Here is a 24,527-nt window from a genome sequence, read left to right as displayed (position 1 = left end):
GTTCTGTCATCCACTTGTCGTGTTGTTCTTCGTCGGAATCATTTCGTTATGAAATCCGCTTCGTCGTGCTCACCTTCAGCAGAAAAGAAGAACGAGGCTGCCCGCGCCTGCTGAAGCTGTGCGCCTCATTGGTGGACGCGGCCTCGTACCCCTCATCCTTGATGATTACCCTTGGTACTCGTGGCGCTTAGCTTCTAAGCGACGCTTCACTCCCCCGTTTGTCCATAACCGCCCGCCCTATTCACTATGTGGCACTCAATAGTGGCAGACTAAGAACCAGTGTTGCCTCGGTCACGACCATACAACGCTGGCTCACCGCATCCACGCGATGAGCAACCAAACCAAGAGAAGGAAGGTCCAGTGAGCACGCAAGCGCAGAATCCGGACAGCAATCAGCAGGGAAACCGACTCGACCCGTGGTTTAACGCCTACGCAGAGCGAGCTCACAACCTGCGAGCTTCCGAGATTCGCGCACTGTTCTCCGTCGTCTCACGACCCGAAGTTGTCTCCCTTGCCGGTGGCATGCCGAACCTGAAGGACCTCCCCCTCGACCAGCTCGCTGAATCAGCGAAGCGCCTGATCTCAGCGCACGGTGCCCAGGCTATGCAGTACGGCTCGGGTCAAGGCTGGGAAGTTCTGCGCGAGCGCATCACCGAAGTCATGAGCTACGACGGAATCGTCGGCGCTGATCCCGACGACGTTGTCATCACCACCGGGTCGCAACAGGCTCTCGACCTGATGACTGAACTCTTCATCGATCCGGGCGACGTCATTCTGTGTGAAGCACCATCGTACGTTGGTGCACTTGGCGTGTTCCGTGCCCGTCAGGCCGATATCGCGCACGTCCCCATGGACGACAAGGGCATCATCCCGACCGAACTAGAACGCGTCATCCGCGAGGTCCGCGCATCGGGTCGCACCATCAAGATGCTCTACACCATCCCGAACTTCCACAACCCGATGGGTGTCACCCTGTCGCTGGAACGTCGCCCGCAGATCACCGAAATCTGCATGCGCGAAGGCGTCCTCATCATGGAAGACAACCCCTACGGTCTGCTCGGCTTCCACTCCGACCCCATGCCGGCACTGAAGAGCTTCTCCCCCGAAGGCGTCGTCTACCTCGGCTCCTTCTCGAAGATGTTCGCCCCGGGCTTCCGCATCGGGTGGGCCTACGCGCCACACGCCATCCGCGACAAGCTGGTTCTCGCATCCGAATCCGCAATCCTCTCCCCCTCGATGATCGGCCAGATGGCTATCGCCGACTACCTGTCCAGCTATGACTGGTATTCGCAGGTCAAGACGTTCCGCGCCATGTACGCCGAACGTTGCCAGACCATGATGGATGCCCTCGAGGAATTCATGCCAGACTGCGAGTGGACCCATCCCGACGGTGGCTTCTACACATGGGTCACACTCCCCGAGGGTCTCGACGCTAAGTCCATGCTCCCTCGCGCAGTTCGCGCCCAGGTTGCCTACGTGTCCGGCACCGCGTTCTACTACAACGGCGAAGGCGCCGACCACATGCGCCTCTCCTTCTGCTACCCGACTCCCGAGCGTATTCGCGAGGGCGTCAGGCGACTTGCCACCGTCGTGAACGCAGAGAAGGAACTGGTCGACATGTTCGGTGCCGGCTTCCACCGTCGGAACATCGATGACGTTGGCCCAGGCGTAGCACCCGCACCAAACGCACTTTGATCTGCATAAATACTTCGGCGCATCGTCGCGCATCCACACATCGGCATACCACTATTACTAAGGAGTAATCCCGTGGCATTAAAGGTCCTCATCATTGCTGGCGGCCTCACACACGAGCGCGACGTCTCGGTTCGCTCCGGACGCCGAGTCGCAAACATCCTCACCCAGGCCGGCTATACCGTGCACGTTGCCGACGTTGATCACCAGCTGACCAGCATCATTGACGAGTTCGCACCCGACGTCATCTGGCCCGTCGTCCACGGCTCCATCGGCGAAGACGGTTCTTTACAGACTTTGCTCGAGGCAATCGGCATCCCCTTTGTCGGCTCCTCATCCGTGCAGGCAATGCTCGCATCGAATAAGCCGACAGCTAAGTCCTTGCTCGGTTCGGCTGGCTTGGTAACACCCGGCTGGGTTTCACTTCCCCAGATCCTCTTCCGCCAAATCGGCGCCTCCCAGGTTCTCGATGCTATCGAGTCACAGACTCAGTTCCCCGTCATCATCAAGCCGACCGACGGCGGTTCTGCTCTTGGCCTCTCCGCAGTTCATGACCCTGGCGAACTCCGTAGCGCGATGGTCGATGCCTTCGCCTACGGTGAGCACATCATGGTCGAGGAACTCATCAAGGGCCGTGACATCGCAGTTTCCGTTGTCGATCTGGAAAACGGTCCGGTGGCTCTCCCTCCGGTTGAGATTTCGACCGATGGTGGTCGCTACGACTACGCAGCGCGTTACACAACGGACGAAACCGAGTACTTTGTGCCCGCCCGCTTCACCGAGGAACAGCTCGATGTTCTACGCCAAGCAGCCGTCGAGGCACACACGATCCTCGGTCTACGCGACCTGTCACGTATCGACTTCGTTGTCGATGACGAAGGTACCTGCTGGTTCATCGATGCTAATGTCACGCCGGGTATGACGGATACGTCGCTACTCCCCCAGGCCGCCGACGCTGACGGTTCCTTCGCTGAACTGTGCACGCGCATCGTTGAGTTCGTTGCCGCTGACCGTCACGTTCGGATCATCGAAGACAAGGTCGACCCTTCCGCTTCCTATGACGACGAGGCCGGCCAGACCGAATAGGGTTTCACTTAAAACAGTGGCCGGATTGCACATCGCAATGTGCGGTCCGGCCACTGGAGTATGTGATGATGTTTCACGTGAAACAATGACGTGCTCATCAACAGAAATGCTCGTGAAGAATTGGGAAAAGTTCGATTCAACCGACGCTAAGCATTGGAATTTCGCAACAAATTGAAGATTACTTCAGCATCCCCAGAGCATGAAGATCCGCACGCGCCTGGGATGCATTTTCCCAGAGCAGGCCCTTCATTCCCAGAAGCTCCGCGGCACGAACATTCTTCTTGCGGTCGTCGATGAAAACAGCATCTTCAGCGTCCACGTCAAAACGTTCGATAGCTTCACGGTAGATCGAGCGATGAGGCTTCGCGGAACCAACCTCGCAAGAGAATACGAAGTCATCAAAGTGCTGTGCCCATGCAGTGACGCGGATTTCTTCAGCAATAGCGAAAGGCGCGTTTGAAAGAATGCCTAGGACGATGCCGTTTTCTTCCAGTTCACGAATAATCTGAACGGCCGGTTCGACGGCGTCATGCATTCGAATCGAATCGTACGCAACCAACTGAGCAATCTGATCATCGGTGATCCGTGGTGCACCGCAGTCGCCTGCTACGCGATCCCAGAATTCACGATCCGAACACCCCTCGTCATAGCTGGCACGGTGTGCCCACATTGCTTGGTCAACAAGGGAAACGAAAGCATCGTCGGTCTGTCCGAGGATCTCGGCCACACGCTGAGGCTCGGGATGAGATTCAACCAGTACTCCACCAACGTCAAATAGGGCGACATGTGGTGTCTGCTGTTGCGACATGCGACCCCCTAGTGCTCGTGATGGTGTCTCCATTGTTTCCGATTGACTTCCGTTTAACCACTTTCGTGTCGAAAGACACGCCACATAGTGAACACCCGTCAGAAACCGCGCAATTGAACCGAAAGCACGGCTCATTACAGGGTTTGAGAGGAGGCGATTATGCATACTTTATGGAATGGTGCGCACTACCGATCCAGGCAACGACGACCCGAAGAGGGCGTATTCCAAGCAGGACAAGGCCAGAAACGTTACCGCTTCTGTTCCGCGATCAGGTCCGCGATACGTTGGAGATCTTCTTCTCCAGCAAACTCAATCACGATCTTGCCTTTACGAACGCCTTCCGTGATCGTCACCCGAGTCTCATAGACATCTGACAAAGAGCTAATCACCGCCTGCCCAAGAGCAGACACAATCTTTTCGCGCCTGCGCGTAGGACCGGTCTGAGCTTTTACCCGTCCCAAGCGAATCAATTCTTCAGTTGTGCGCACCGAAAGGCCCTCAGCAATAATACGTTGAGCAAGAGATTCCATCTCTTCAGGGCTATTCAATGCGAGCAATGCACGCGCATGACCAGCAGAAATAGTCTGCGCGGCAACCTTGCTTTGAACCGATGGGGGTAGTTTCAACAGTCGCATTGTGTTCGCAATTTGCGGGCGAGACCGTGCGATTCTCTTCGAAAGCTCTTCCTGAGTTGTGCCGAAGTCGGCCATCAGCTGCTGGTATGCAGATGCTTCTTCCAGCGGGTTCAACTGCGCACGATGAAGGTTTTCCAAGAGCGCATCGCGCAGAAGATCGGAGTCTTCCGTCTGGCGAATAATTGCAGGAACTGCCTCAAGACCAGCTAGCTCGGACGCACGAAGACGCCTTTCACCCATGATGAGTTCGAAACGAGCATTCGGCTTCTCTGCAAGAAACTCCTGCATTCGCTCAGTCATCGGAGCGTCAAAGTTAATCGGACGCACAACGATCGGCTGAAGAACACCGACCTCACGAATCGAGTCGCGAAGTTCGGCAAGATCATCTTCATCGAAAACTTCACGAGGTTGCCTGGTATTCGGAACGATTAGATCGTGCGGAATTTCGGCGAATGTTGCACCTGGAACCGGAACGAGGTTATCCAATGTTTCACGTGAAACATTCGCTTCATCAGACGACAAATCATGCTGATCCAGCTGCCGATTCGATTCCTGAGCACTGTGTTTATCGAAAGCATCGGCAATGGGGGACAGTCTACGCGGCTCCGATTTCGACTGAGTTGAACGCGCTTTCGTGGCACTCGAACGCGTTTTTACGTTTTCCTCAAGGCTTTCTGCTGGCGAAACAGACGTGGACGCCTCCACCTTTTTAGTCCGTGAAGACGCTTTTTTCGTCGTCTTTGAAGCAGACTTTGTTGTCTTCGGATTCAGAAGAGACGCTGCTGAACCTCCGCGTTTACGTGACGCTGAAGGAGCTTGACCAGCCGGACGGGCGGGGAAGAACACATCGAGAGGATTTGATGGAACACTGGGGGATGACGACTCGGTCGATTGAGTATCAATCTGATTTGGAATCAAAGCACCGAGCCCCTTACCCAATGCTGAGTGACGGCCACCTGTGGTCGACTTCTTATCTGCCATCATTAACCTCCGTGACGAGTTTATGTTTCATTGTTTCACGTGAAACATCGATGCGCATATCTCGTAGCACGGGGTTGTAGAAATCTTCAGTGAGCAATTGTTAGATATGAATGCGTTCTTCGTACACGCAGAGAACAGGTAATCATCGCCATTGTTTCACGTGAAACATTGGAAGCAGAGGCATCCAGAAGTGCACAACGATGCACATTGCAACGTGATTGTTTCGCGTGAAACAACCTCTAAGGCCAACATCCGGCACACATAGAACAACTATTATTATCGCAGGTCAAAGGCTATTTGACCACGTCGAAATGGAGCAGGTAAACAAAAAACTACCCCAAAAAACCCCGGTTAGCTCTGCTGAGCAAGACGCAAACTGAGCTCCAAAGCGGCCTTGCGATACGCAAGTGCACCGGTGTTACGCGGGTCGTAGGTAACGACGGTCTGACCGTATGAAGGAGCCTCGGAAATACGAACGGAGCGGGGGATAACCGTCTGCAACGTCAAAGCGGGGAAGTGGGTACGAACCTCAGCTTCAACCTCTTCGCTGAGTCGCGTTCGCTTATCCATCATTGTCAGAAGCATCGTGGAAACGTGGAGCTTCGGATTCAGGTCAGAGGCAATGCGGTCGATGGTGGTCCAGAGTTGTGAGAGTCCTTCAAGAGCGTAATACTCGGTCTGAATCGGAATCATGACCTCGTGGGCGGCAACCATGACATTCAGGGTGACAAGACCGAGCGACGGGGGACAGTCGATCAAGACGACATCAACATCGCGCGACGTTGCAAGGAAATGCTTAACCGCGTCGGCTAGGCGAAATTCGCGGGACGGTAAATCAACCAGTTCGATCTCTGCACCTGACAAATCAATCGTCGCCGGGCACACTAAAAGCCCTTCAATATCAGGGCATGGCTGAAGGACCTCGGCCAGGGGAGTGCCACCAATCAGAACGTCGTACGTAGACGGTGTTCCTGCGGGGTGTTCAATGCCGAGCGCACTTGATGCATTGCCCTGAGCATCGGCATCGATGACGACAACCGACAGGCCACCCAATGCAAGACTGGCAGCAATGTTAACGGCAGATGTTGTCTTTCCAACGCCACCCTTTTGATTAGCGACAGCGATGACGCGAGTCTTCGAGGGGCGACCGAAGGTAGCAGCATCCAGGATCTTACGATCGTGCATATTCTGTTCGATCTGAGAAAGCAGGGGAGTATCACTCCGCTTACCTGAACTCATCTGAGATCCTCTCTTGAAACTGCTATCAACGGATGCGTGCCCTAGAACGAGTTCTAGGCGAACACCCTATGAAAGTCTACGGGCGACCATAGGTAAATTGAACGACAGACGCTAGGCGCCACAGCCCATGTGTCGAGAGCCAAAGCCTCACAGCGTTAACGACGGTGGCACACCCAGAGCCTACTTCTGACGCTTGCAGACAACCACGTATGTAGATTCTTCTTCCATGATGGAAGGAACCTCGTGGATTTGAGCGCGCAGATGATGGCTCTTCAATTCCTTGGCTGCCTCATCAATTTCGATGGGTGCACGGCGCCCCTTCAAAGCGACCAGTGATCCACCCGGAGCAATGAGCTTCGTTGTCATGCGGATCAGTTTCGACATATTGGCGACCGCGCGTGCGGTGATCACGTCAGCCTGGCCTTTGCCACGCAGTTCTTCGGCACGCACCTGGTGCAGAGTGACATTGTCCAATGCTAGGTGGTCAATGACATCGCTCAACCACTCGCAACGACGTTGCATGGGTTCAGCAAGGTGGACATCCAATTCAGGACGGCAGATCGCGATGATGATACCGGGAAGTCCCGCGCCCGAACCGATGTCGAGAATCTGCCCCGAGCGGGGAAGGAAGTCGAGAACAGCTGCTGCATTGACAGCGTGGCGCGACCAGAGTCGAGGCATCTCACGCGGACCGACAAGTCCTCGAATTTCGCCTTCTTCTTCGAGCATGTGGACGTATTCTTCGACGTCAGAAAAAGCCGGTCCGAAGAATTCGCGTACCTCATCGGTGGGCTGTTCCGGGATAAACGGATCGCCAACCTTGCGCTTCAGCGGGTCATGAAACTCGCCCTGATCAGCTGAAATGTCGAGTTCGCTCACTCGGCGTCGCTCTCTTCAATCTCGTCGGATTCATCGGCGGGAAGGATGACAACACAACGGTGGGGTTCGGAACCCTCGGACTCGGAACGCAGGCCCTCGGTGGCGACAACGTCGTGGCAGACCTTGCGCTCGAAGGGGTTCATCGGATCAAGCTTCTGAGCGACGCCGGTGGCGCGCAGACGTGCGATTGCTTCCATCGCGATATCCTGCAGTTCGGCCTTGCGGTCGGCGCGGAAGCCAGCAATGTCGAGCATCAGGCGCGAACGTTCACCGGTTTCGGTCTGAACTGCCAGACGGGTCAGTTCCTGAAGTGCGTCGAGGACCTCGCCGTCTTCACCAACTAGGCGTTCGAGTGTAGCGGACTCTTCGGAGATGATCTCGACGCTTGCGCGATCATTCTCAACATCGATCTCAATGTCGCCATCAAGGTCAGCGATATCCAGCAGCTCTTCCAGGTAGTCGGCTGCGAGTTCGCCCTCTTCTTCGAGGCGCTCAATCGTGGACTTGGTCTTCTCACTCATGTGGTTCTCCCTTAATTTTTCAGCTTGAGTGCAATGCGCTATTCACGAGGTCGGCCACCCGGACAAAACTGGGTATCTGTAAACGGGCCAGGCCTCGTATCCCTTAGCGCTTCTTCTTATTGGACTGGCGGCGGGCCTTGCGACGCTCTTGACGACGGCGCTCGAGCTCATCGGCTGACAGGCCGGAAGTGTCGGAGACAGCGGCTTTGCGCTCTTCGCGAGCACGATTGCGTTCAGACTGTGCCTTGCGCTGTTCGCGGGACATCTTCTTAGCCTGCTCGCGCTTTTCCTGCTGGGCGCGACGTTCATTGGCCTTAGAGGCTGCATCCTTGACACTACGCATCCACATTTCGTCGGGGAGCGTGGTCCATTCCTGCATGGACAGGTTGCGCAGGACAGAGACCTTTTCGCCGGCGCTCATGGTTTCGGGGAAGTCGGTGGCGACCTTCTGAGCCTTGGCCTTCGAAGCTGCTTCAGCGAAGGTCTTCTCATTCAGAGCGATAACCTCGGCGTTGTCAGCTGTTGCGGGCAGGGCAGAGCGTGCTTCGTCGTAGGAAGCGAAGAAGGGCTTTGCCCATTCGGCGTAGCGTGCTTCGCGGTGTGCGACGAGCTCCTTGTAGGCCGGTGAGCCGGGGGTCGGCATGACCTTGATCGTCCAGAAGGACTGACCGAGTGCCCAGAAGGAACCGGTCAGCATGTAGACCAGAACGCCCATTTGGAAGAAGGCGCCAGAGAACACGAACATCAGTGGCATGACGTAGAGCATGGACTTCTGCGACTGAACCATCGGGTTGTTCGGATCCATTGCCGGCGGCATGTTGCGAACCATGGACATGCGCATGGAGTAGAACTGCAGGCCAACCATCACGATGATCGCGATGACGAAGACGGCGACGGCAACAGTGCCATCACCGGAAGTAATGGTGTGCGACAGCGGGACACCGAAAACGGTCGAGCCGTTGATGTCGGATGCAACTGCCTGGGTGATCGGACCGAGGTGGTCGGTTTCGATGTTGGCGTACTTGTAGGTGCCGGCTGCTAGGTCCTTGACCGCGTAGATGGCGCGGTACATGGCGAACAGGATCGGCATCTGGACCAGCAGTGGCAGACAGGAAGCAAAGGGGCTGACCTTGTACTTCTTGTAGAGAGCCTGGGTTTCTTCGGCCTGCTTCTGACGTGACAGCTGGTCGGTCTTGCCCTTGTACTTGGCTTGGATGCGCTGCATTTCAGGCTGGACAGCCTGCATGGCGCGCGAGCTCTTAATCTGCTTGAGGAACAGCGGCACGATCAGGATACGAACGATCAGGGTCAGCAGGACGATTGAAATCACCCAGGCTGCACCCGAACCGGATGAGAATCCGATCAGCTCAAGGAAATCGTGGATCTTCACCCATACCCACGCCACCGCTATGGCGAAGGGGTGAAGGATCTTGTCAAACATGCGCGCTCCTTCAAGAAGTGCGGACGCTGAAAGCGTCCTTCGGTCGTCCGGCGGATGCCGGGAAATTCTGGGGGGTAGTGAACGAAGCGTATTCGTCGCTCATACCCATGGGGGCGGGTTGCACGATGTCGGTTGCGTTACCGGCCCAATCTTCTGGTGGTACCCATGGCTCTGGTTTCCAGCGTCCAACTTCGGGGACGTAGTCGACTCCGCCGTGGCTCCAAGGGTTGCATCGAAGGAGTCGCCAGGTGCCAAGGATGATGCCTTTGACAACTCCGTGGATTTCGATGGCTTGGAGCGCATATGCCGAGCAGGTGGGTGCATATCGGCATCGTGGTGCGATTCTGAGCGAAATATACCGCTGGTAGAAACGAATCGGGTAGGTGAAGATTCGCCTTACTAGTTCACGAGGCCGCGCACTCATCGAGCGTCCCACTTCTTCCAGGCGCGGTGAAGAGCCGAGTCTAAGTGTGTAGCGAGCTCGTCTGATGTACAGCCGAGGGCCTGGGAGCTTGCTCGAACGACGATGCGTGAACCGTCGGGCAGAGTGTCGAGCCGATCGCGCATGAGGTGCCGGAGCTGTCGTTTCACACGGTTGCGTCCCGTGGCCAGTTTGATTTCCTTTTTGGGTACGACGAAACCGACGAGGGAGTTCAACTGACCCTCGTCGGTTCGAGCGTGGACAATCAGGACTCGATCTCCGGCCCGTTTACCCTGTCGAAAGGTTGAGCGGAAATCGCCTGGATCGACCATCCGGTGTGCGCGAGGCAACACCAGTGCAGTCTCAGGCAGACAGCTTTGCGCGACCCTTGCGGCGACGCGATGCCAGAATGGCGCGGCCGGCGCGGGTGCTCATGCGCAGACGGAAACCGTGCGTCTTGGCACGACGGCGGTTATTGGGCTGGAAAGTCCGCTTGGTGGTCACAGCTGTTCTCCTTGGCGGCGAGCACCAGCACCGCTGGCACTCAACTTGTCGGTTGTATTGGTTCAGGTTCCACCGCACTCGTTGTGCGCAGGAACCTCTTGCGCGCCCTTTTGCGTGGGCACAGACAGATATCCAGGTTAGAAGTTCAGGTTTTATCAGTCAATGTGATAGCGCCGTCTGTGACGAAGTCCCCGTATCCACAACTGTGGAATACCTTGGGGATAACTTTTCCACAAATGAAAATCACATGAATTTCTTTTCGTTAGCGTGAACGTCGATTCTTTGGCGGAACTACGCGCTGACACTTTTGTAACTACAAATATGTGATTTAAAGATTCTTATCCACAACTTCATCCACAGGCTGTGAATTATTCACAAGACAAGTAGAGTAGCGACGTCACCACTGCTCAATGAGGGGCATAATTCGGTGATAGACCTCACGCAACTTCGCACTATTTAAAGGATCGATTGTGGAAACTCCATCGTTGAATGCTGCTTGGACACAAGCATTGGAGTTACTTGCTCAGACAGGTCTTGGTCCCGCAGGCATGGGATTTCTTCAATCCACACGTCCTTTGGGCAATATCGAAGGCACAATTCTTCTGTCCGTTCCCAATGACTTCACGAAGAACTGGATTGAACGCTCATCGTCAAGCGTGACGGATGCTCTGTCCCAGACCTTTGGAAAACGCACCAGGATCGCCATCACCGTTGACCCGGACATGGAACTGCCAGAAACCGCCGACGAAAAAGAGCATCAGGCGAAGAACGTAGAGGTGGCCTCGTCAACCGAAGATAATCAACCAACTACCAATGAGGTACCCAGCGCGGGGCACCACCAGACCGGCGATACACCCACCTATGCACAGAGCTTTTCGTACCCGTCGGCAGAAGAACGACTTCGACAGCTCGACGGCGTTGAAGCCATCAATGACTTCCCAGATTCTTCGTTTGAAGAGCACGATCCCAAGCGATTCTCATACGTTGCGCCTCAATCAACCGATCGCGCACTCGATACCTCGTCAACCAGGCTGAATCCAAAACACACATTCGATACCTTCGTTATTGGTCCGTCGAACCGCTTCGCTCACGCGGCAGCTGTCGCCGTTTCGGAATCTCCGGGAACTGACTTCAACCCGCTGTTTATCTACGGCGAATCCGGACTGGGCAAAACACACCTTCTGCAAGCAATCGGCCACTACACGCTGTCGCTCTACCCAAACCAGAAGGTCCGCTACGTATCATCCGAGGAATTCACCAACGAATTCATCAATGCAATTCGTGTCAACAACCCCAATAACTCGGCCGTTGAAGAATTCCACCGTCGATACCGTGAACTCGACCTGCTATTAATCGACGACATTCAGTTCCTTTCTAAGAAGGAGCAGACGATGGAAGGTTTCTTCCATACGTTTAATGCTCTCTATCAGGCCAATAAGCAGATCGTCATTACCTCGGACGTTCAGCCCAAGCACCTCGAAGGCATTGAGGAACGTTTGAGGTCACGCTTCGGATCGGGTCTGCTGGTTGATGTTCAGCCACCAGATCTGGAAACGCGTATTGCGATCTTGCAGAAGAAGACCGCAGACGAAAATCTGGATATTGACCCTGAAATCTTCACGTATATTGCTGAACGTATTTCGTCGAATATTCGTGAGCTCGAAGGTGCCATCCTTCGCGTAGTCGCGTATGCGAACCTTTACCACGAGAAGATTGACCTGGCGTTGGCAGAGATGACCTTGAAGGACTACATCTCTGACCCCGACGACACTGAAATTACTATTCCGCTGATCATGGGTCAGTGTGCAAAGTATTTCAACGTCACTATCGACCAGCTGTGTTCAACTGATCGCAGTCGCGCGATTGTCGAGGCACGTCAGATCGCTATGTATCTCTGTCGCGAGCTCACCGAATTGTCTTTGCCAAAGATCGGTCAATCATTCGACCGTGACCATTCGACGGTCATGCATGCAAATAAGAAGATCCTGGAACAAATGAAACAGCGTCGCGAGGTCTATAACGACGTCACTGAATTGACGAACCGTATTAAGAAGGTAGCGCGAGGCGGAAACTGACGACTCGACCTATCGCGGTCACCCTATTCGAAGTCTGTATCCCTTCAAGGATGTCGAAGGGCGGAGCTATACCTGCCTGCCGTCACTGCACATCACATATCAGAGCTTTCCTCGGTGTGAATGACACAGTGGAAAACGTGTCATTTGCTGATGATGGAGTGGGCTTACGTGTGAATGACAAAAACCAGTCATTTTTCATCCACAACTGCTCCTGTGTCATTCACACGATCGTACTCAGCTCTATCCACGATCAGTGTGGCTATATTCCAACGAAAAACATAGTTCTCCACTGTGTACACAACACTGATGATGAAGGTTCCTTTTAAAAAACGCGTAGCGAAAAAATCAACCGAACAGATGTGAGCGTGCCACCTTGTGGATTCACGTTGAACGAGTCAATTGGAATCTATTGCGTTGAACGCGGTGGATTATGGGTAATCAAACAACGATAAAAAGTGTCAGACGATAGTTATTCACAACAAAATATTTTCTAGGTGAATAGTTGTAGTGCATACAGGTAGAATGGCGAGGCATATGTCGTACGTACGTTGACCGAGTTTTTAATTGGAGGCCGGCATGAAGTTCACCGTCGCAAGAGACGTTCTTTCTGAGGCAGTGTCGTGGACTGCTCGCGCCCTGCCTGTTCGCCCAGCTAGCCCCATCCTTGCCGGTGTGCGTATTCATGCAGACAATGAGGAACTGACCCTTTCATCATTCGATTACGAAGTCTCCGCTAATTCGCGTATTCCGGCCAATGTGGAAGAAAAAGGCGAAGTTCTGGTTTCAGGTCGCCTGCTGGCAGACATTTCCAAATCGTTGCCGAATAAGCCAGTCACCATTGAACTTGATGGTCAGAAGGTGAATATGCGATGTGGTTCTTCGCACTTCACGCTTGCTGTCATGCCTTTGGATGAATATCCGTTGCTTCCACTTCAGCCACCGCTTGCGGGAACCGTTGACTCCGAGGTTCTGACACAGGCTATTTCCCAGGTTTCTATTGCCGCATCGCGCGATGACACTCTGCCGATTCTGACCGGTGTTCGAATGGAAATCGACGGCGAACACATGACCTTGCTTGCCACTGATCGTTACCGTCTGGCAATGCGTGAACTTGATTGGGAGCCTGCCGATACTTCGATCGAACAGGTTGCCCTCGTGAAGGCTCGCATTCTTCAGGATGTTTCGAAGTCAATGACGTCGGGTGCCAAGGTCGAAATTGGTCTGTCTAGTGAAATGGTTGCGGGCGGGGCCTCGTTGATTGGCTTCGCATCGTCGAACCGTCGGACCACGTCGACCATGATGGACGGCGATTACCCGCCGGTTCGTGGCCTGTTCCCTGAATCTACGCCGATCACCGCAGTGTGCGACCGCCACGAACTGCTTGAAGCTGTGAAGCGTATGTCGCTGGTTGCAGAGCGCAAGACCTCGGTTCGCCTGTCTTTCTCGGATGGTCAGCTGGTTCTCGAAGCCGGTCAGGGAGATAACGCTCAGGCATCCGAAGCAATTGAAGCTCACCTGAATGGTGAAGATATTGCGACCGCGTTCAACCCGCAGTTCCTGCTTGATGGCCTGGGCGTTCTCGACACGGATTTTGTTCGTTTCGGTTTCACTCACTCGACCAAGCCCGCCGTGATGACCGGCCAGTCGAAGGTGGATGAAGGCGAAGTGACGCAGTTCCGCTACCTGTTGATGCCGATTCGCTTCGGTGCCTGATCTTCATGCGCGTCTCGCACGTCGCGCTTGATGATTTTCGATCATGGTGCCACGTCGTCATTGAATTACCGGCTGGTCCCACGGTCTTTCTTGGCGCCAACGGTCAGGGGAAAACAAACCTCATTGAGGCTATCGCTTACCTGTCGACATTTTCTTCGCACAGGGTGTCTGCGGAGTCCTCGCTGGTTCGTATTCCGTTAGATGTCGAGGAGCGCCCGCCGGCTGGAGCGTTTGTCCGCGTGAAGACAGCCTTGGAAGACGATCGCTCCCAGGTTCTTGAGCTTGAGATCGTGCGTGGCAAGGCAAATCGGGCGCGAATTAATCGCACGAACGTGAAGCCGAAAGACATTCTGGGTCTCGTTCGTACGGTTGTCTTTGCACCCGAGGACTTGCAGATTGTTCGTGGAGATCCCAGCGTACGCAGGGCATTTCTTGATGATATTGCGGTTCAGATTCACCCCCTGTATTCGCAGACGAAGTCTGATTTTGACAGAGTGGCGCGCCAGCGGGCTGCGTTGATGAAGCAGGCGCAGGTGGCATTGCGACGGGGTCGCATCCCAGATATTTCAACGCTGTCTGTGTGGGATGAGCGGTTCGCTGAATTGTCCAGCCAGGTCACGGCAATGCGAGCATCTCTTGTTCGTCGATTGTCTGATCCCGTGGCAACGGCATATGACGATGTTGCCGATTCTCCTCGCCACTTGGTTTTGGCGATGGATGCGTCAATCGACCGAAAAATCGGGACGAATCCGGACGATCCGACAAGCGCCGACTTGGAGAATGTTGAGGCGCAGACTCAGCGTCTGTTGGCCGCCTTAGAACGTATTCAGGATCAAGAGATGGAGCGGGGAGTGAACCTTGTGGGTGCTCACCGTGATGATCTGTCATTGTGTCTTGGACATATGCCTGTGAAGGGCTTTGCGTCCCACGGCGAATCCTGGTCGGTGGGGTTGGCTCTGCGTCTTGGAGCTTTTGATCTTCTGGCTGATGACGGTGAAACCCCGATTCTGATCCTCGACGATGTGTTCGCCGAACTTGATACGAAACGGCGAGCTGGACTCACCACGCGTATGGATAAAGCGGATCAGGTGCTAATCACCGCTGCTGTTGAGGGCGATATTCCTCCCGAATTGGATGCACACGTTGTGAAAGTGGCGTGGTCGGTCGACAACGGCTCGGAAGTCCAAGAATGAACGAGCCCGAAGAAGACTTCCTGGCAGCGGCCTTGGCGCGTGCTCAGATGGATGCGCGCGCACGAGGTTTCACGCGTTCACCCGTGCCCACGTTCGTCATGCAAGGAGTGAAAGGTCCGACTCCGGGGGCACTTGTTGGCGCGAATGAAGATTGCGCGGTGGATATGTCTCGTGGTCAGGTAGATCTATCAGCCGAATCTGATTTCAGCGACAAGATGGCTGAAGCCGGCGACTTGAGTGGCATTGTTCAGGCTCAGCGCCATCGCCCAGAGGTGTGGGTAAAGACACCGGGCATGGCGGCCATGCATCGCTCGTATCATCGGTCTGGGCGTATTGATTCGATCCTGAGTTCGTTTGTGAAGGATAACAGCTGGTCGAATCAGATCCAGATTGCGTCGGTGTCGAATCGCTGGCCCGAGATTGTTGGTCCGAATATTGCCGAGCACACGCACATTGAAAGCTTCGAAGGCAAGAAGATTGTTGTGCGCTGTACGTCAACGGCGTGGGCGAAACAGCTGCAGTTATTGCTCCCCAGAATTCTGCGTCGCATCAGCGAGGTTGTCGGTAGTGGCGTGGTGGAACAGGTTGTGGTTTTGGGTCCGGTGGCGCCTTCGTGGAAGAAAGGTCCGCTGTCGGTACGAGGCCGGGGTCCGCGCGATACATACGGCTGATTGGGGCCGGATCAGGTGACGATGATGCGACCGGAAAATACACGTGTTTTTCTGGTGTGCGCGTCGATGGTTGTCTGTTTCTTATCACGGTGAGGGTGTGACTGGTCACATACCTATATTCGCAGGTCAGAAGATATTTCATTGCCTTTGTCACGGCGTGAGTTTCCCCGGTTTTATGGTCATTTTTGGTAGAATTAATGCGTTAAATCGTTGGGTTTTTCAGGCCCAGCTTGTATGAGGGGAGCCGCGTGGCTGACAACGAAAAGACGACAGGCGGGGCTGAAGGCTACGGCGCTTCAGACATCACCGTTCTGGAAGGGCTTGAGGCGGTTCGTAAGCGTCCAGGTATGTATATCGGTTCAACCGGTGAGCGCGGTCTGCACCACCTGGTCTACGAGGTCGTCGATAATTCTGTTGACGAAGCTCTAGCTGGATATGCGGATCACATCGAAGTAACAATTCTTGCCGATGGTGGTCTTCGCGTCGAAGATAACGGTCGAGGTATTCCCGTTGATATTCACCCGACCGAAGGTAAGCCCACGGTTGAGGTTGTCATGACCATCCTGCACGCCGGTGGCAAATTCGGCGGTGGCGGATACGCGGTGTCCGGTGGTCTTCACGGCGTCGGTATTTCGGTTGTGAACGCGCTGTCGACCCGCGTCGACACGATTGTCCGTCGTCAGGGTTATGCGTGGCGGATGTCCTTTGCCAACGGCGGTACGCCGATCACGAAGCTTGAACGTGGCGAAGAAACCACCGAGACGGGCACAACACAGACGTTCTACCCGGATCCAAATATCTTTGAAACCACCGAGTTCTCCTTCGAGACCCTGCGTCAGCGCTTCCAGCAGATGGCCTTCTTGAACAAGGGTCTGCGTATTTCGCTGACCGATGAGCGCCCCACCGCTGTTGATGAGGGCGACGAGATCACCGGCGATGAAATGGGTCCCGCAGACGATCCGGTTCCCGGTCACCGTCAGGTCACCTACATGTACGAACACGGTCTACGTGACTACGTCGAATACCTGGATTCGGCGAAGAAGATCGAAACGATCAACAATGACATCATCGACTTCGAATCGGAAAACGATGAAGGCACGATGAGTGTCGAGATCGCGATGCAGTGGACCACAGCCTACTCGTCCAGCGTCCACACTTTCGCGAATACGATTAACACGACCGAAGGCGGTATGCACGAAGAAGGCTTCCGCACGGCGCTGACGACCATTGTGAACCGCTACGGTCGCGATAAGGGAATCATCAAAGAGAAGGATGACAATCTGACCGGCGATGACGTCCGCGAAGGACTGACAGCCGTCATTTCGATCAAGCTGACCGAACCGCAGTTCGAAGGTCAGACGAAGACGAAGCTCGGCAACACCGAGGCACGTACCTTCGTTCAGCAGCAGGTATATTCCCAGCTCACCGACTGGTTCGATGCTCACCCCGCAGACGCGAAGGCGATCATTAACAAGGGTCAGCAGGCGCAGCAGGCACGCGTCGCAGCCCGCAAGGCTCGCGAAGCCACCCGCCGTAAGGGTGTCCTTGAATCAGCGTCCATGCCGGGCAAGCTTCGTGACTGCTCCTCGCGCAAGGCTGAAGAATGCGAAATCTTCATCGTCGAGGGCGACTCCGCAGGTGGTTCCGCCGTTGGTGGTCGCGACCCCGAACACCAGGCGATCCTGCCGATCCGAGGCAAGATCTTGAACGTTGAAAAGGCTCGCCTTGATCGCGCGCTGTCCTCTGACACGATCCGCTCACTCATCACAGCGTTCGGTACCGGTATCGGTGAAGACTTTGATCTTGAAAAGCTCCGCTACGGCAAGATCGTTATCATGGCCGACGCCGACGTCGACGGTCAGCACATCGCAACCCTGCTTCTCACTCTGCTGTTCCGCTACATGCGACCGCTGATCGAACAGGGCCACACCTATATCGCAATGCCTCCGCTCTACCGCATCAAGTGGACGAACGCCGAGCACGAATTCGCTTACTCAGATAAGGAACGTGACAAGCTTCTCGCAGCGGGTCAGGCAGCTAATCACCGCCTGCCCAAGGAAGGTGGCATCCAGCGTTACAAGGGTCTGGGCGAAATGAACGACCACGAGCTTTGGGAAACCACCATGGACCCGGCTCACCGTATCCTCAAGAAGGTCACCCTCGATGAGGCCGCCGACGCCGATGAGATCTTCACGATCCTCATGGGCGACGACGTCGATCTTCGTCGTTCCTTCATCCAGCGCAACGCCTCTGACGTGCGCTTCCTCGATATCTGATCTAACAGTCACGCACCGGCCGCAGGCCGGCCTCGTCAATAAAACTTAAGGAAAAACGTGAGCGACGAGCTAAACAACACAACCGACGCGGCTGTCGACTACGACCGTGTCCTGCCGGTTGACCTGCAGGTAGAAATGCAGCGCTCCTACCTCGACTACGCGATGAGCGTTATCGTCGGTCGAGCCCTCCCCGACGTGCGTGACGGCCTCAAGCCTGTTCACCGTCGCGTGCTCTACGCGATGTACGACGGCGGATACCGACCCACTTCCTCCTTCTCCAAGTCGTCCCGCGTCGTCGGCGACGTCATGGGTAACTACCACCCGCACGGCGATGCCGCGATCTACGATGCGCTGGCACGTCTGGTGCAGTGGTGGTCGTTGCGCTATCCGCTGGTTGCCGGTCAGGGTAACTTCGGTACGCCGGGTAACCTTGGCCCCGCAGCACCCCGTTACACCGAATGTAAAATGGCGCCTTTGGCGATGGAAATGGTCTGCGATATCGATGAAGAATCCGTCGATTTTCAGGACAACTACGATGGCAAGAACCAAGAGCCGACCATTCTGCCGTCCCGCTTCCCGAATCTGTTGGTCAACGGCTCCGAAGGTATCGCGGTCGGTATGGCGACCCGCATCCCGCCGCACAACCTGCGAGAAGTTGCCGACGGTATCCAGTGGGCGCTCGAGAACACCGAAGCATCCCGCGAGGAACTGCTTGAGGCTCTGATTCAGCGCATCCCCGGCCCGGACTTCCCGACCGGCGCCACGATCCTCGGACGCAAGGGCATCGAAGACGCTTACCGAACTGGTCGCGGTTCCATCACCCAGCGTGCAGTCGTCAACGTTGAGGAAATTCAGGGACGCCAGTGCCTGGTTGTCACCGAGCTTCCCTACCAGGTGAACCCCGACAATCTTGCCGACAAGATCGCTCAGCTGGTTCGTGACGGCCAGATCCAGGGTATTGCGGATATCCGTGACGAAACCTCGGGTCGTACCGGCCAGCGCCTCGTCATCGTCTTGAAGCGTGACGCGGTCGCCAAGGTCGTTCTCAACAACCTGTACAAGCGCACTCCGTTGCAGGAAAACTTCAGCGCCAACATGCTGGCGATCGTCGACGGTGTCCCGCGTACGCTCAGCTTGGACGGCTTCGTTCGTCACTGGATCACGCACCAGATTTCCGTCATCGTGCGTCGCACCCAGTTCCGTCTGCGCAAGGCTCAGGAACGCCTCCATATCTTGGAGGGCTACCTCAAGGCACTCGATGCTCTCGACGAGGTCATCGCGCTCATCCGTCGTTCGCCGACTGTCGACGAAGCACGTAAGGGCCTCATGGACTTGCTCGGTGTGGACGAGGTTCAGGCAGACGCGATCCTCGCCCTGCAACTGCGTCGTCTAGCTGCTCTGGAACGCCAGAAGATTATGGACGAGCATGCCGAACTGACCGCGCGAGTCACCGATCTGCAGGACATCCTCGATACGCCGGCGCGTCAGCGTTCCATCATCTCGAGTGAACTGCAGAAAATTGTCGACAAGTACGGCGATGACCGTCGCACGCGCATCGTCGCCTTCGACGGAGAAATGTCGATGGAAGACCTCATTCCCGAAGAAGACGTGGTCGTCACCATCACCCGCGAAGGTTTTGCGAAGCGTACGCGCACCGACAACTACCGTTCGCAAAAGCGCGGTGGCAAGGGTGTTCGTGGCACGCAATTGCGCGGAGATGATGTTGTTGAGCACTTCTTCGTCACGACCACGCACCACTGGCTGCTGTTCTTCACGAACCTCGGCCGCGTGTACCGTGCGAAGGCGTACGAGATCCCCGAAGGCGGTCGCGATGCCAAGGGCCAGCACGTTGCAAACCTCCTGGCATTCCAGCCGGAGGAACACATCGCGCAGGTCCTCGCCATCCGCGACTACGAGGTCGCCGACTACCTTGTCTTGGCAACCAAGTCCGGTTTGGTGAAGAAGACTCCGCTGAAGCTCTACGAGTCCTCACGTACCGGTGGCATCATCGGCATCAACTTGCGTGAAGATGAGGCCGGTAACCCGGATGAGCTCGTGTCCGCACAGGTCATTAACGCTGATCAGGACCTGATCCTGGTCTCGCGTGATGGCCAGGCAGTCCGCTTCGCCGCCACCGACGAGCAGCTCCGCCCGATGGGTCGCTCCACGGCGGGCGTTCGTGGCATGAGATTCCGCGGTGACGACGAACTGCTGTCCATGGAGGTTCCGCGCGAGGGCGCTGATCTGCTGATCGTCACTGACTCCGGTTATGCGAAGCGCACTCCGGTTGAGGAATACCCAACGAAGTCCCGTGGCACGTTGGGTGTCCGCGTTGGCAAGCTCGTTGATGAACGCGGTGGCCTTGTTGGTGCACTTGTGGTCAATCCGGATGAAGACGTCATGGTCATCACCGAATCCGGCAAGCTGGTCCAAGTGAACGCCTCGGACGTTCGCCCAACGGCACGCAACACGATGGGCGTCATTTTCGCTCGCCCGGACGAGGACGACCGCATCATCGCGATCACTCCGAACCCGGAGCGCGATATTGATAATGAAGATGGCGAATCTGAATCTCAGGACTCCGATAGCTTGGGTGATGAAACGCCGACAAACTCTTCGAATGCTGACGAAAGCGCTGATAACACTGTAGCGTCAGAGCAAGAGTCCACCCAGGAAGGTAATGACGAATGAGCGACGCGCACGGCATGTATTCCATCAATGACACGCCTCGTCGAGTTGATATCGCTATCGCGCGAGTCGATGCGTGGACGGTAATGAAGGTGAGCTTCCTTCTTTCCGTCGCATTCGGCATTGCCATGGTGATTGCAACCGCTGTCTTGTGGTTCATGGTTGACGGTATGCATGTCTTTTCCACCATCGAAGACTTCATGAAGACCATCGGTGGTGAAAAGTTCATCCCGTTCCTTGACTATCTGCGTCTTCCCAAGGTTCTATCCTACGCCACCATTGCCGGTGTCGCGAATGTTGTTCTGTTGACCGCCATCTCAACCCTTGGCGCCATGCTGTACAACCTCATCGCGTCCCTGGTGGGTGGCGTGAAGATCTCCTTGATGGACGAATAATCGTGTGGTGCGCTACATCACGCCATTCAATTTGAAGTTGGACGGTGGGTGTGCGTAACATAATCGAGTGCTCTTCGGGGTACAAGGTTGGGCCTATAGCTCAGTAGGTTAGAGCGCAGTCCTGATAAGACTGAGGTCGATGGTTCGAGCCCATCTAGGCCCACGTTCCGCAATCGCAAGAAAGGCGGAGATCCAATGAAGAAATGGATCACAGCACTCAGTGCGGTGGCTACGGCTGTTGCAGCGGGTATTGTTGTGCGACAGATTCTCGAAGATCTCTCCGACAATGTAGAGTTGTGGAAATCCGTGACGGACAATCCTTTCCAGGATTGATGTCATTGGGGCTATGGCGCAATTGGTAGCGCACCTGCTTTGCAAGCAGGGGGTTACGGGTTCGAGTCCCGTTAGCTCCACACATACCCCGGTACATTTCGGTGCCGGGGTTTTTCGTTTGTTGCCGCTGATTTGGGCGCGCACGGGCGTGGCACATACATGTTTGACTAAGCGGACTGGTCAGAGTTTCCGCGCAGTTCAATGGTCGTACTTGTGGCCGACAGAGCCTGAATCAGCAGGTAAAGGAACACTGCGACAGCAAGAAAGAACGCGCCGATAATGACATAGCCATGAGCGCAGATACGGTAGGTGTCAGCTGCGGCGACCTCGGTTGAAAATGTTGTTGCAATCAGGATGACGACCCAGCCTGAGAAGAACGCGACAAGCCACCGTAACACCAGAGACATCGGTGTCTCCTTTCATCCGGGATAGTCCCAGTATGGCCGTGACATGGTTCACTGTCTAGCGTGTGTGGACGCTGTGGCGGCTCAATAAAAGACCTCCCAAGATCAGCGCGGTACCTGATCCCATCAGCGCTCCACCAATGATGTCTGTTGTCCAGTGCGCGGCCAGGTAAATGCGTGTTGTGGCCACAAGCGCCACTAATGAGATCGCGAGCGCCCAGATCAGGCAGGCGTAGCCTCGTCGATTCCATGAAAGGCGGGAGTCTGCGATACCGACATTGATCAGGGATAGTCCCCATGCATGTAACGCAAGCAGAGCAGCACTGATAGCGAGGGCGGAGGCGGCGGTGGTGTGACCGGATGGGAAAGAATGGGAGAGTTCGACGACGAGGCGCTCTGGGATCGGTGGGCGGACTCGTTCGATACCAAGCTTGACCAGCGACGTTGCAACCGCTGACACCGCCATCACTAGAGGAATAAACAACCCGAAGCGCCACGACTTTGAGACTGCCCAGATCAATAGTCCGATGACGACCGCTTCGATCACGGAAACGGTTGGGGAGAAAAGGTGGGTCACCGCTTTCATGAACGCGGTCAACGCATCGATGCGGATCGTGAGCACCCAGTTCAGAACCGCCTGATCAAAGTTCGCAACAGATTTCAGGTGAATGAACAGGCCCAGGATGATTGCGCCGAGAATCGCCCAGTTGCCGACAATAATCCGCGTCCAGCCGATCAAGCCAACTGAGTGGACAAGGTCGCGGAGCTCGGGGTGGATGTAGTCGGTGGCGATATGGTCGGTGTGGGTGTGGTGAGAATTCACATCATCGTCCCGTCGACATAGACCCACCGGCCACCGCGCTTGGTGAAGGTGGAGCGTTCGTGCAGGCGGTTGTGGCCTCGTGCGTGGGTGAAGTCAGCGATGAACTCGACGATGCCGTCCTGGTCGTTTTCGGTGCCCGTGACGGTGTCGACGATGGTGAGCCTGTTCCATGTTATTTGCGGGTCAATGTATGGGGGAGCGGGGCGTGTGCGCGGATGCCACGAGCGGAAAAGATGGTTTTCGTTGCCCAGCACGAAGGCGGAGTAGCGTGAACGCATGAGGGCTTCGGCGGTGGGTGCAGGCTCGCCGTCAAGGATCGGGGAGCAACACGCGCGAAATGCGATGGAAGAACCGCAGGTGCACGGGTCAGTGGGTGCGAGGCCCTGCGCGGATGCTACGCCTTTACGTGGCACGTCAGAAAACGTCATACGAATCAGCCTACCCGGGCAGATTTTACGAGGAGCGAACAGGACAGGGGTGTGCCCGTCGCTGTTTTCACCACTATACGAGGGCGACCACACTGGTCTCACCCCACGCCAGCAAGAGGGCGGTAGCGGAGGCCCTCTGTTGACGGTAAGCGAAGAATCAGTGCGCCAGCATCACGCCGATGAAGCCAGTCAGAGCAACAATGACAGTCGTCGAGGTAGCAAGAATGAACGGCTTCGGGCCAACGGACGCAAAATCACGCAGCTTCACGGACGTGCCCAGTGCGAACATTGCCGAGGCGAGTAGCGCCGTCTGAATAATCTTCAGAACCGCAAGCCACGACGCGGGCACAATCCCGGTCCACCGCACGAAGACCATGACGATGAATCCGAAGACAAACAGTGGCATCAGAGGCGGAAGTTTGCCACCCTCGGAACCCATACCGGGGATCTGAGCTCCCGACGCCATCTTCTGACGCCTCCAGATGCTGATCGTCGCCATAACGGGAGCGAGCATCAGCACGCGAGCAAGCTTCACAACAACCGCACCAGACAGTGCCTCGCCACCTCCCAACGCACCGCCAATCGCGACAACCTGGGCAACCTCGTGTGTGGCTGCGCCACCCCACAAGCCAGTGGTTAGCGGATCCAAACCGAACAGCGTGCCGAGAATCGGGATCAACGGAATCAGCAGCGTGCCAAAAATGACGACCTGCGCAATAGCGGTGACAACCTCTTCGCGATCCTGAGCTTCAATAACGCCATCAACCGCGGCAACAGCGGCCGCACCGCAGATCGAGAAACCGCACGCGATCAGCAGTGTCTGCGTGATCGATAGGTGCAGAGCTCGCCCCACAAGAAGCGTCGACACAATACCCAAGACGATAACCGCAACAACAACACCGATCATCCCAGCGCCCAGTGCCACGATATCGGCTACCACCAGCTGTAGGCCCAATAGCACAACGCCAGCACGCAACAGACGCTTGGAAGTGAAAACCAGACCGGGATCCAGGACCGCGGGTAGCTGTGCGATATTCCGCAGAAAAACACCCAGAATGATCGCCACCAGCATTACCGACAGCGCCGGCACAAAATGGTTGATGAGCAATGCCAGTCCGACCGCAACGAAAGACAGTGCGATGCCGGGCAACATACGCATCAACGAGGCGGACCGGCCAGACTGAGTCGCCGTGGCTGGCGCAGGGGTCGGAGCAGATGATGATGAAACTGAAGCTGGGCTCATACAGATAACTGTATGAGCCCAGCCGAGCAGATTAGGAGATGAATGCCCGTTTTTACCTTGATGTGCGCTGTTGCACGC

23 protein-coding genes and 2 tRNA genes are annotated in these 24,527 nt (G+C 55.8%); 12 read left to right on the top strand and 13 right to left on the bottom strand.

Annotated features, from left to right (window positions below):
* Positions 1 to 360: 360 nt before the first annotated feature.
* Both AC5RE1_RS09600 and AC5RE1_RS09595 read left to right on the top strand, forming a co-directional pair.
* Positions 361 to 1,695 carry an aminotransferase-like domain-containing protein gene (locus tag AC5RE1_RS09600; RefSeq protein WP_179370083.1) on the top strand — a complete coding sequence of 445 codons (1,335 nt, stop codon included), beginning with the start codon at positions 361 to 363 and terminating at the stop codon, positions 1,693 to 1,695.
* Between the two features lie 72 nt (positions 1,696 to 1,767).
* Positions 1,768 to 2,778: a D-alanine--D-alanine ligase family protein gene (locus AC5RE1_RS09595; protein ID WP_179370084.1), complete on the top strand. Its 1,011-nt coding sequence runs from the start codon at positions 1,768 to 1,770 to the stop codon at positions 2,776 to 2,778.
* Between the two features lie 178 nt (positions 2,779 to 2,956).
* Here the strand turns inward: AC5RE1_RS09595 and AC5RE1_RS09590 are convergent, their stop codons facing one another.
* The 9 genes from AC5RE1_RS09590 to rpmH all read right to left on the bottom strand — a co-directional run bounded on the left by AC5RE1_RS09590 (position 2,957) and on the right by rpmH (position 10,207).
* Positions 2,957 to 3,586: an HAD family hydrolase gene (locus AC5RE1_RS09590; protein ID WP_006680585.1), complete on the bottom strand. Its 630-nt coding sequence runs from the start codon at positions 3,584 to 3,586 to the stop codon at positions 2,957 to 2,959.
* Between the two features lie 248 nt (positions 3,587 to 3,834).
* Positions 3,835 to 5,202, bottom strand: a complete 1,368-nt coding sequence (locus AC5RE1_RS09585) for a ParB/RepB/Spo0J family partition protein (protein ID WP_179370085.1) — start codon at positions 5,200 to 5,202, stop codon at positions 3,835 to 3,837.
* 351 nt (positions 5,203 to 5,553) lie between these two features.
* Positions 5,554 to 6,441 (bottom strand): ParA family protein, encoded by an 888-nt coding sequence (locus tag AC5RE1_RS09580; RefSeq protein ID WP_006680587.1) that lies wholly within the window; start codon positions 6,439 to 6,441, stop codon positions 5,554 to 5,556.
* 180 nt (positions 6,442 to 6,621) lie between these two features.
* Positions 6,622 to 7,320 (bottom strand): 16S rRNA (guanine(527)-N(7))-methyltransferase RsmG, encoded by a 699-nt coding sequence (rsmG, locus tag AC5RE1_RS09575; RefSeq protein WP_006680588.1) that lies wholly within the window; start codon positions 7,318 to 7,320, stop codon positions 6,622 to 6,624.
* Positions 7,317 to 7,841, bottom strand: a complete 525-nt coding sequence (locus AC5RE1_RS09570; RefSeq protein ID WP_006680589.1) for a Jag family protein — start codon at positions 7,839 to 7,841, stop codon at positions 7,317 to 7,319. Before AC5RE1_RS09570 ends, rsmG begins: the two co-directional genes overlap by 4 nt.
* A 103-nt stretch (positions 7,842 to 7,944) precedes the next feature.
* Positions 7,945 to 9,282 (bottom strand): membrane protein insertase YidC, encoded by a 1,338-nt coding sequence (yidC, locus tag AC5RE1_RS09565; RefSeq protein ID WP_006680590.1) that lies wholly within the window; start codon positions 9,280 to 9,282, stop codon positions 7,945 to 7,947.
* A 10-nt stretch (positions 9,283 to 9,292) separates the two neighbouring features.
* On the bottom strand, positions 9,293 to 9,706 hold the full coding sequence (gene yidD, locus AC5RE1_RS09560) for a membrane protein insertion efficiency factor YidD (protein ID WP_103632872.1): 414 nt from the start codon (positions 9,704 to 9,706) through the stop codon (positions 9,293 to 9,295).
* Positions 9,703 to 10,035: a ribonuclease P protein component gene (gene rnpA, locus AC5RE1_RS09555; protein WP_218840465.1), complete on the bottom strand. Its 333-nt coding sequence runs from the start codon at positions 10,033 to 10,035 to the stop codon at positions 9,703 to 9,705. Before rnpA ends, yidD begins: the two co-directional genes overlap by 4 nt.
* 31 nt (positions 10,036 to 10,066) lie before the next feature.
* Complete coding sequence (gene rpmH, locus AC5RE1_RS09550) at positions 10,067 to 10,207, bottom strand: 50S ribosomal protein L34 (RefSeq protein ID WP_101628105.1); 141 nt, start codon at positions 10,205 to 10,207, stop codon at positions 10,067 to 10,069.
* 509 nt (positions 10,208 to 10,716) lie between these two features.
* Here rpmH and dnaA point away from each other — a divergent pair.
* The 10 genes from dnaA to AC5RE1_RS09500 all read left to right on the top strand — a co-directional run bounded on the left by dnaA (position 10,717) and on the right by AC5RE1_RS09500 (position 21,631).
* On the top strand, positions 10,717 to 12,282 hold the full coding sequence (gene dnaA, locus AC5RE1_RS09545; protein WP_424133815.1) for a chromosomal replication initiator protein DnaA: 1,566 nt from the start codon (positions 10,717 to 10,719) through the stop codon (positions 12,280 to 12,282).
* Positions 12,283 to 12,858: 576 nt separating this feature from the next.
* Positions 12,859 to 13,995, top strand: coding sequence for a DNA polymerase III subunit beta (gene dnaN, locus AC5RE1_RS09540; RefSeq protein ID WP_179370086.1), 1,137 nt, complete (start codon positions 12,859 to 12,861; stop codon positions 13,993 to 13,995).
* 5 nt (positions 13,996 to 14,000) lie between these two features.
* Positions 14,001 to 15,188, top strand: coding sequence for a DNA replication/repair protein RecF (gene recF / locus AC5RE1_RS09535; protein WP_006680596.1), 1,188 nt, complete (start codon positions 14,001 to 14,003; stop codon positions 15,186 to 15,188).
* Entirely contained in the window at positions 15,185 to 15,859 is a 675-nt protein-coding gene (locus AC5RE1_RS09530; protein ID WP_179370087.1) for a DciA family protein, read from the top strand. The genes recF and AC5RE1_RS09530 overlap by 4 nt, the downstream gene beginning before the upstream one ends.
* A 248-nt stretch (positions 15,860 to 16,107) precedes the next feature.
* Complete coding sequence (gene gyrB, locus AC5RE1_RS09525; RefSeq protein WP_006680598.1) at positions 16,108 to 18,135, top strand: DNA topoisomerase (ATP-hydrolyzing) subunit B; 2,028 nt, start codon at positions 16,108 to 16,110, stop codon at positions 18,133 to 18,135.
* 57 nt (positions 18,136 to 18,192) lie between these two features.
* Positions 18,193 to 20,826 carry a DNA gyrase subunit A gene (gene gyrA, locus AC5RE1_RS09520; RefSeq protein WP_006680599.1) on the top strand — a complete coding sequence of 878 codons (2,634 nt, stop codon included), beginning with the start codon at positions 18,193 to 18,195 and terminating at the stop codon, positions 20,824 to 20,826.
* Positions 20,823 to 21,218: a DUF3566 domain-containing protein gene (locus tag AC5RE1_RS09515; protein ID WP_006680600.1), complete on the top strand. Its 396-nt coding sequence runs from the start codon at positions 20,823 to 20,825 to the stop codon at positions 21,216 to 21,218. The genes gyrA and AC5RE1_RS09515 overlap by 4 nt, the downstream gene beginning before the upstream one ends.
* Before the next feature lie 89 nt (positions 21,219 to 21,307).
* Positions 21,308 to 21,381, top strand: a tRNA-Ile gene (locus tag AC5RE1_RS09510).
* 32 nt (positions 21,382 to 21,413) lie between these two features.
* The gene (locus AC5RE1_RS09505; protein ID WP_006680601.1) at positions 21,414 to 21,551 is read left to right on the top strand and encodes a DLW-39 family protein; all 138 of its coding nucleotides are present in this window, start codon (positions 21,414 to 21,416) and stop codon (positions 21,549 to 21,551) included.
* Positions 21,552 to 21,558: 7 nt separating this feature from the next.
* Positions 21,559 to 21,631, top strand: a tRNA-Ala gene (locus AC5RE1_RS09500).
* 87 nt (positions 21,632 to 21,718) lie between these two features.
* On the opposite strand, the gene AC5RE1_RS09495 is transcribed toward AC5RE1_RS09500, so the two are convergent.
* From AC5RE1_RS09495 to AC5RE1_RS09480, 4 genes are all read right to left on the bottom strand, one after another.
* Complete coding sequence (locus tag AC5RE1_RS09495) at positions 21,719 to 21,958, bottom strand: hypothetical protein (protein ID WP_006680602.1); 240 nt, start codon at positions 21,956 to 21,958, stop codon at positions 21,719 to 21,721.
* Between the two features lie 55 nt (positions 21,959 to 22,013).
* Positions 22,014 to 22,778, bottom strand: a complete 765-nt coding sequence (locus AC5RE1_RS09490; protein ID WP_179370088.1) for a phosphatase PAP2 family protein — start codon at positions 22,776 to 22,778, stop codon at positions 22,014 to 22,016.
* The gene (locus tag AC5RE1_RS09485) at positions 22,775 to 23,206 is read right to left on the bottom strand and encodes a YchJ family protein (RefSeq protein WP_179370089.1); all 432 of its coding nucleotides are present in this window, start codon (positions 23,204 to 23,206) and stop codon (positions 22,775 to 22,777) included. Before AC5RE1_RS09485 ends, AC5RE1_RS09490 begins: the two co-directional genes overlap by 4 nt.
* Before the next feature lie 157 nt (positions 23,207 to 23,363).
* A complete protein-coding gene (locus AC5RE1_RS09480) occupies positions 23,364 to 24,449 on the bottom strand; it encodes a YeiH family protein (RefSeq protein WP_040318349.1) in 1,086 nt (361 codons plus the stop codon).
* Between the last annotated feature and the right edge of the window lie 78 nt (positions 24,450 to 24,527).

It is taken from the genome of Actinotignum sp. usb-actsch-rep-73 (genome assembly GCF_059082735.1).
This window is presented reverse-complemented; position numbering and strand designations above follow the sequence as displayed.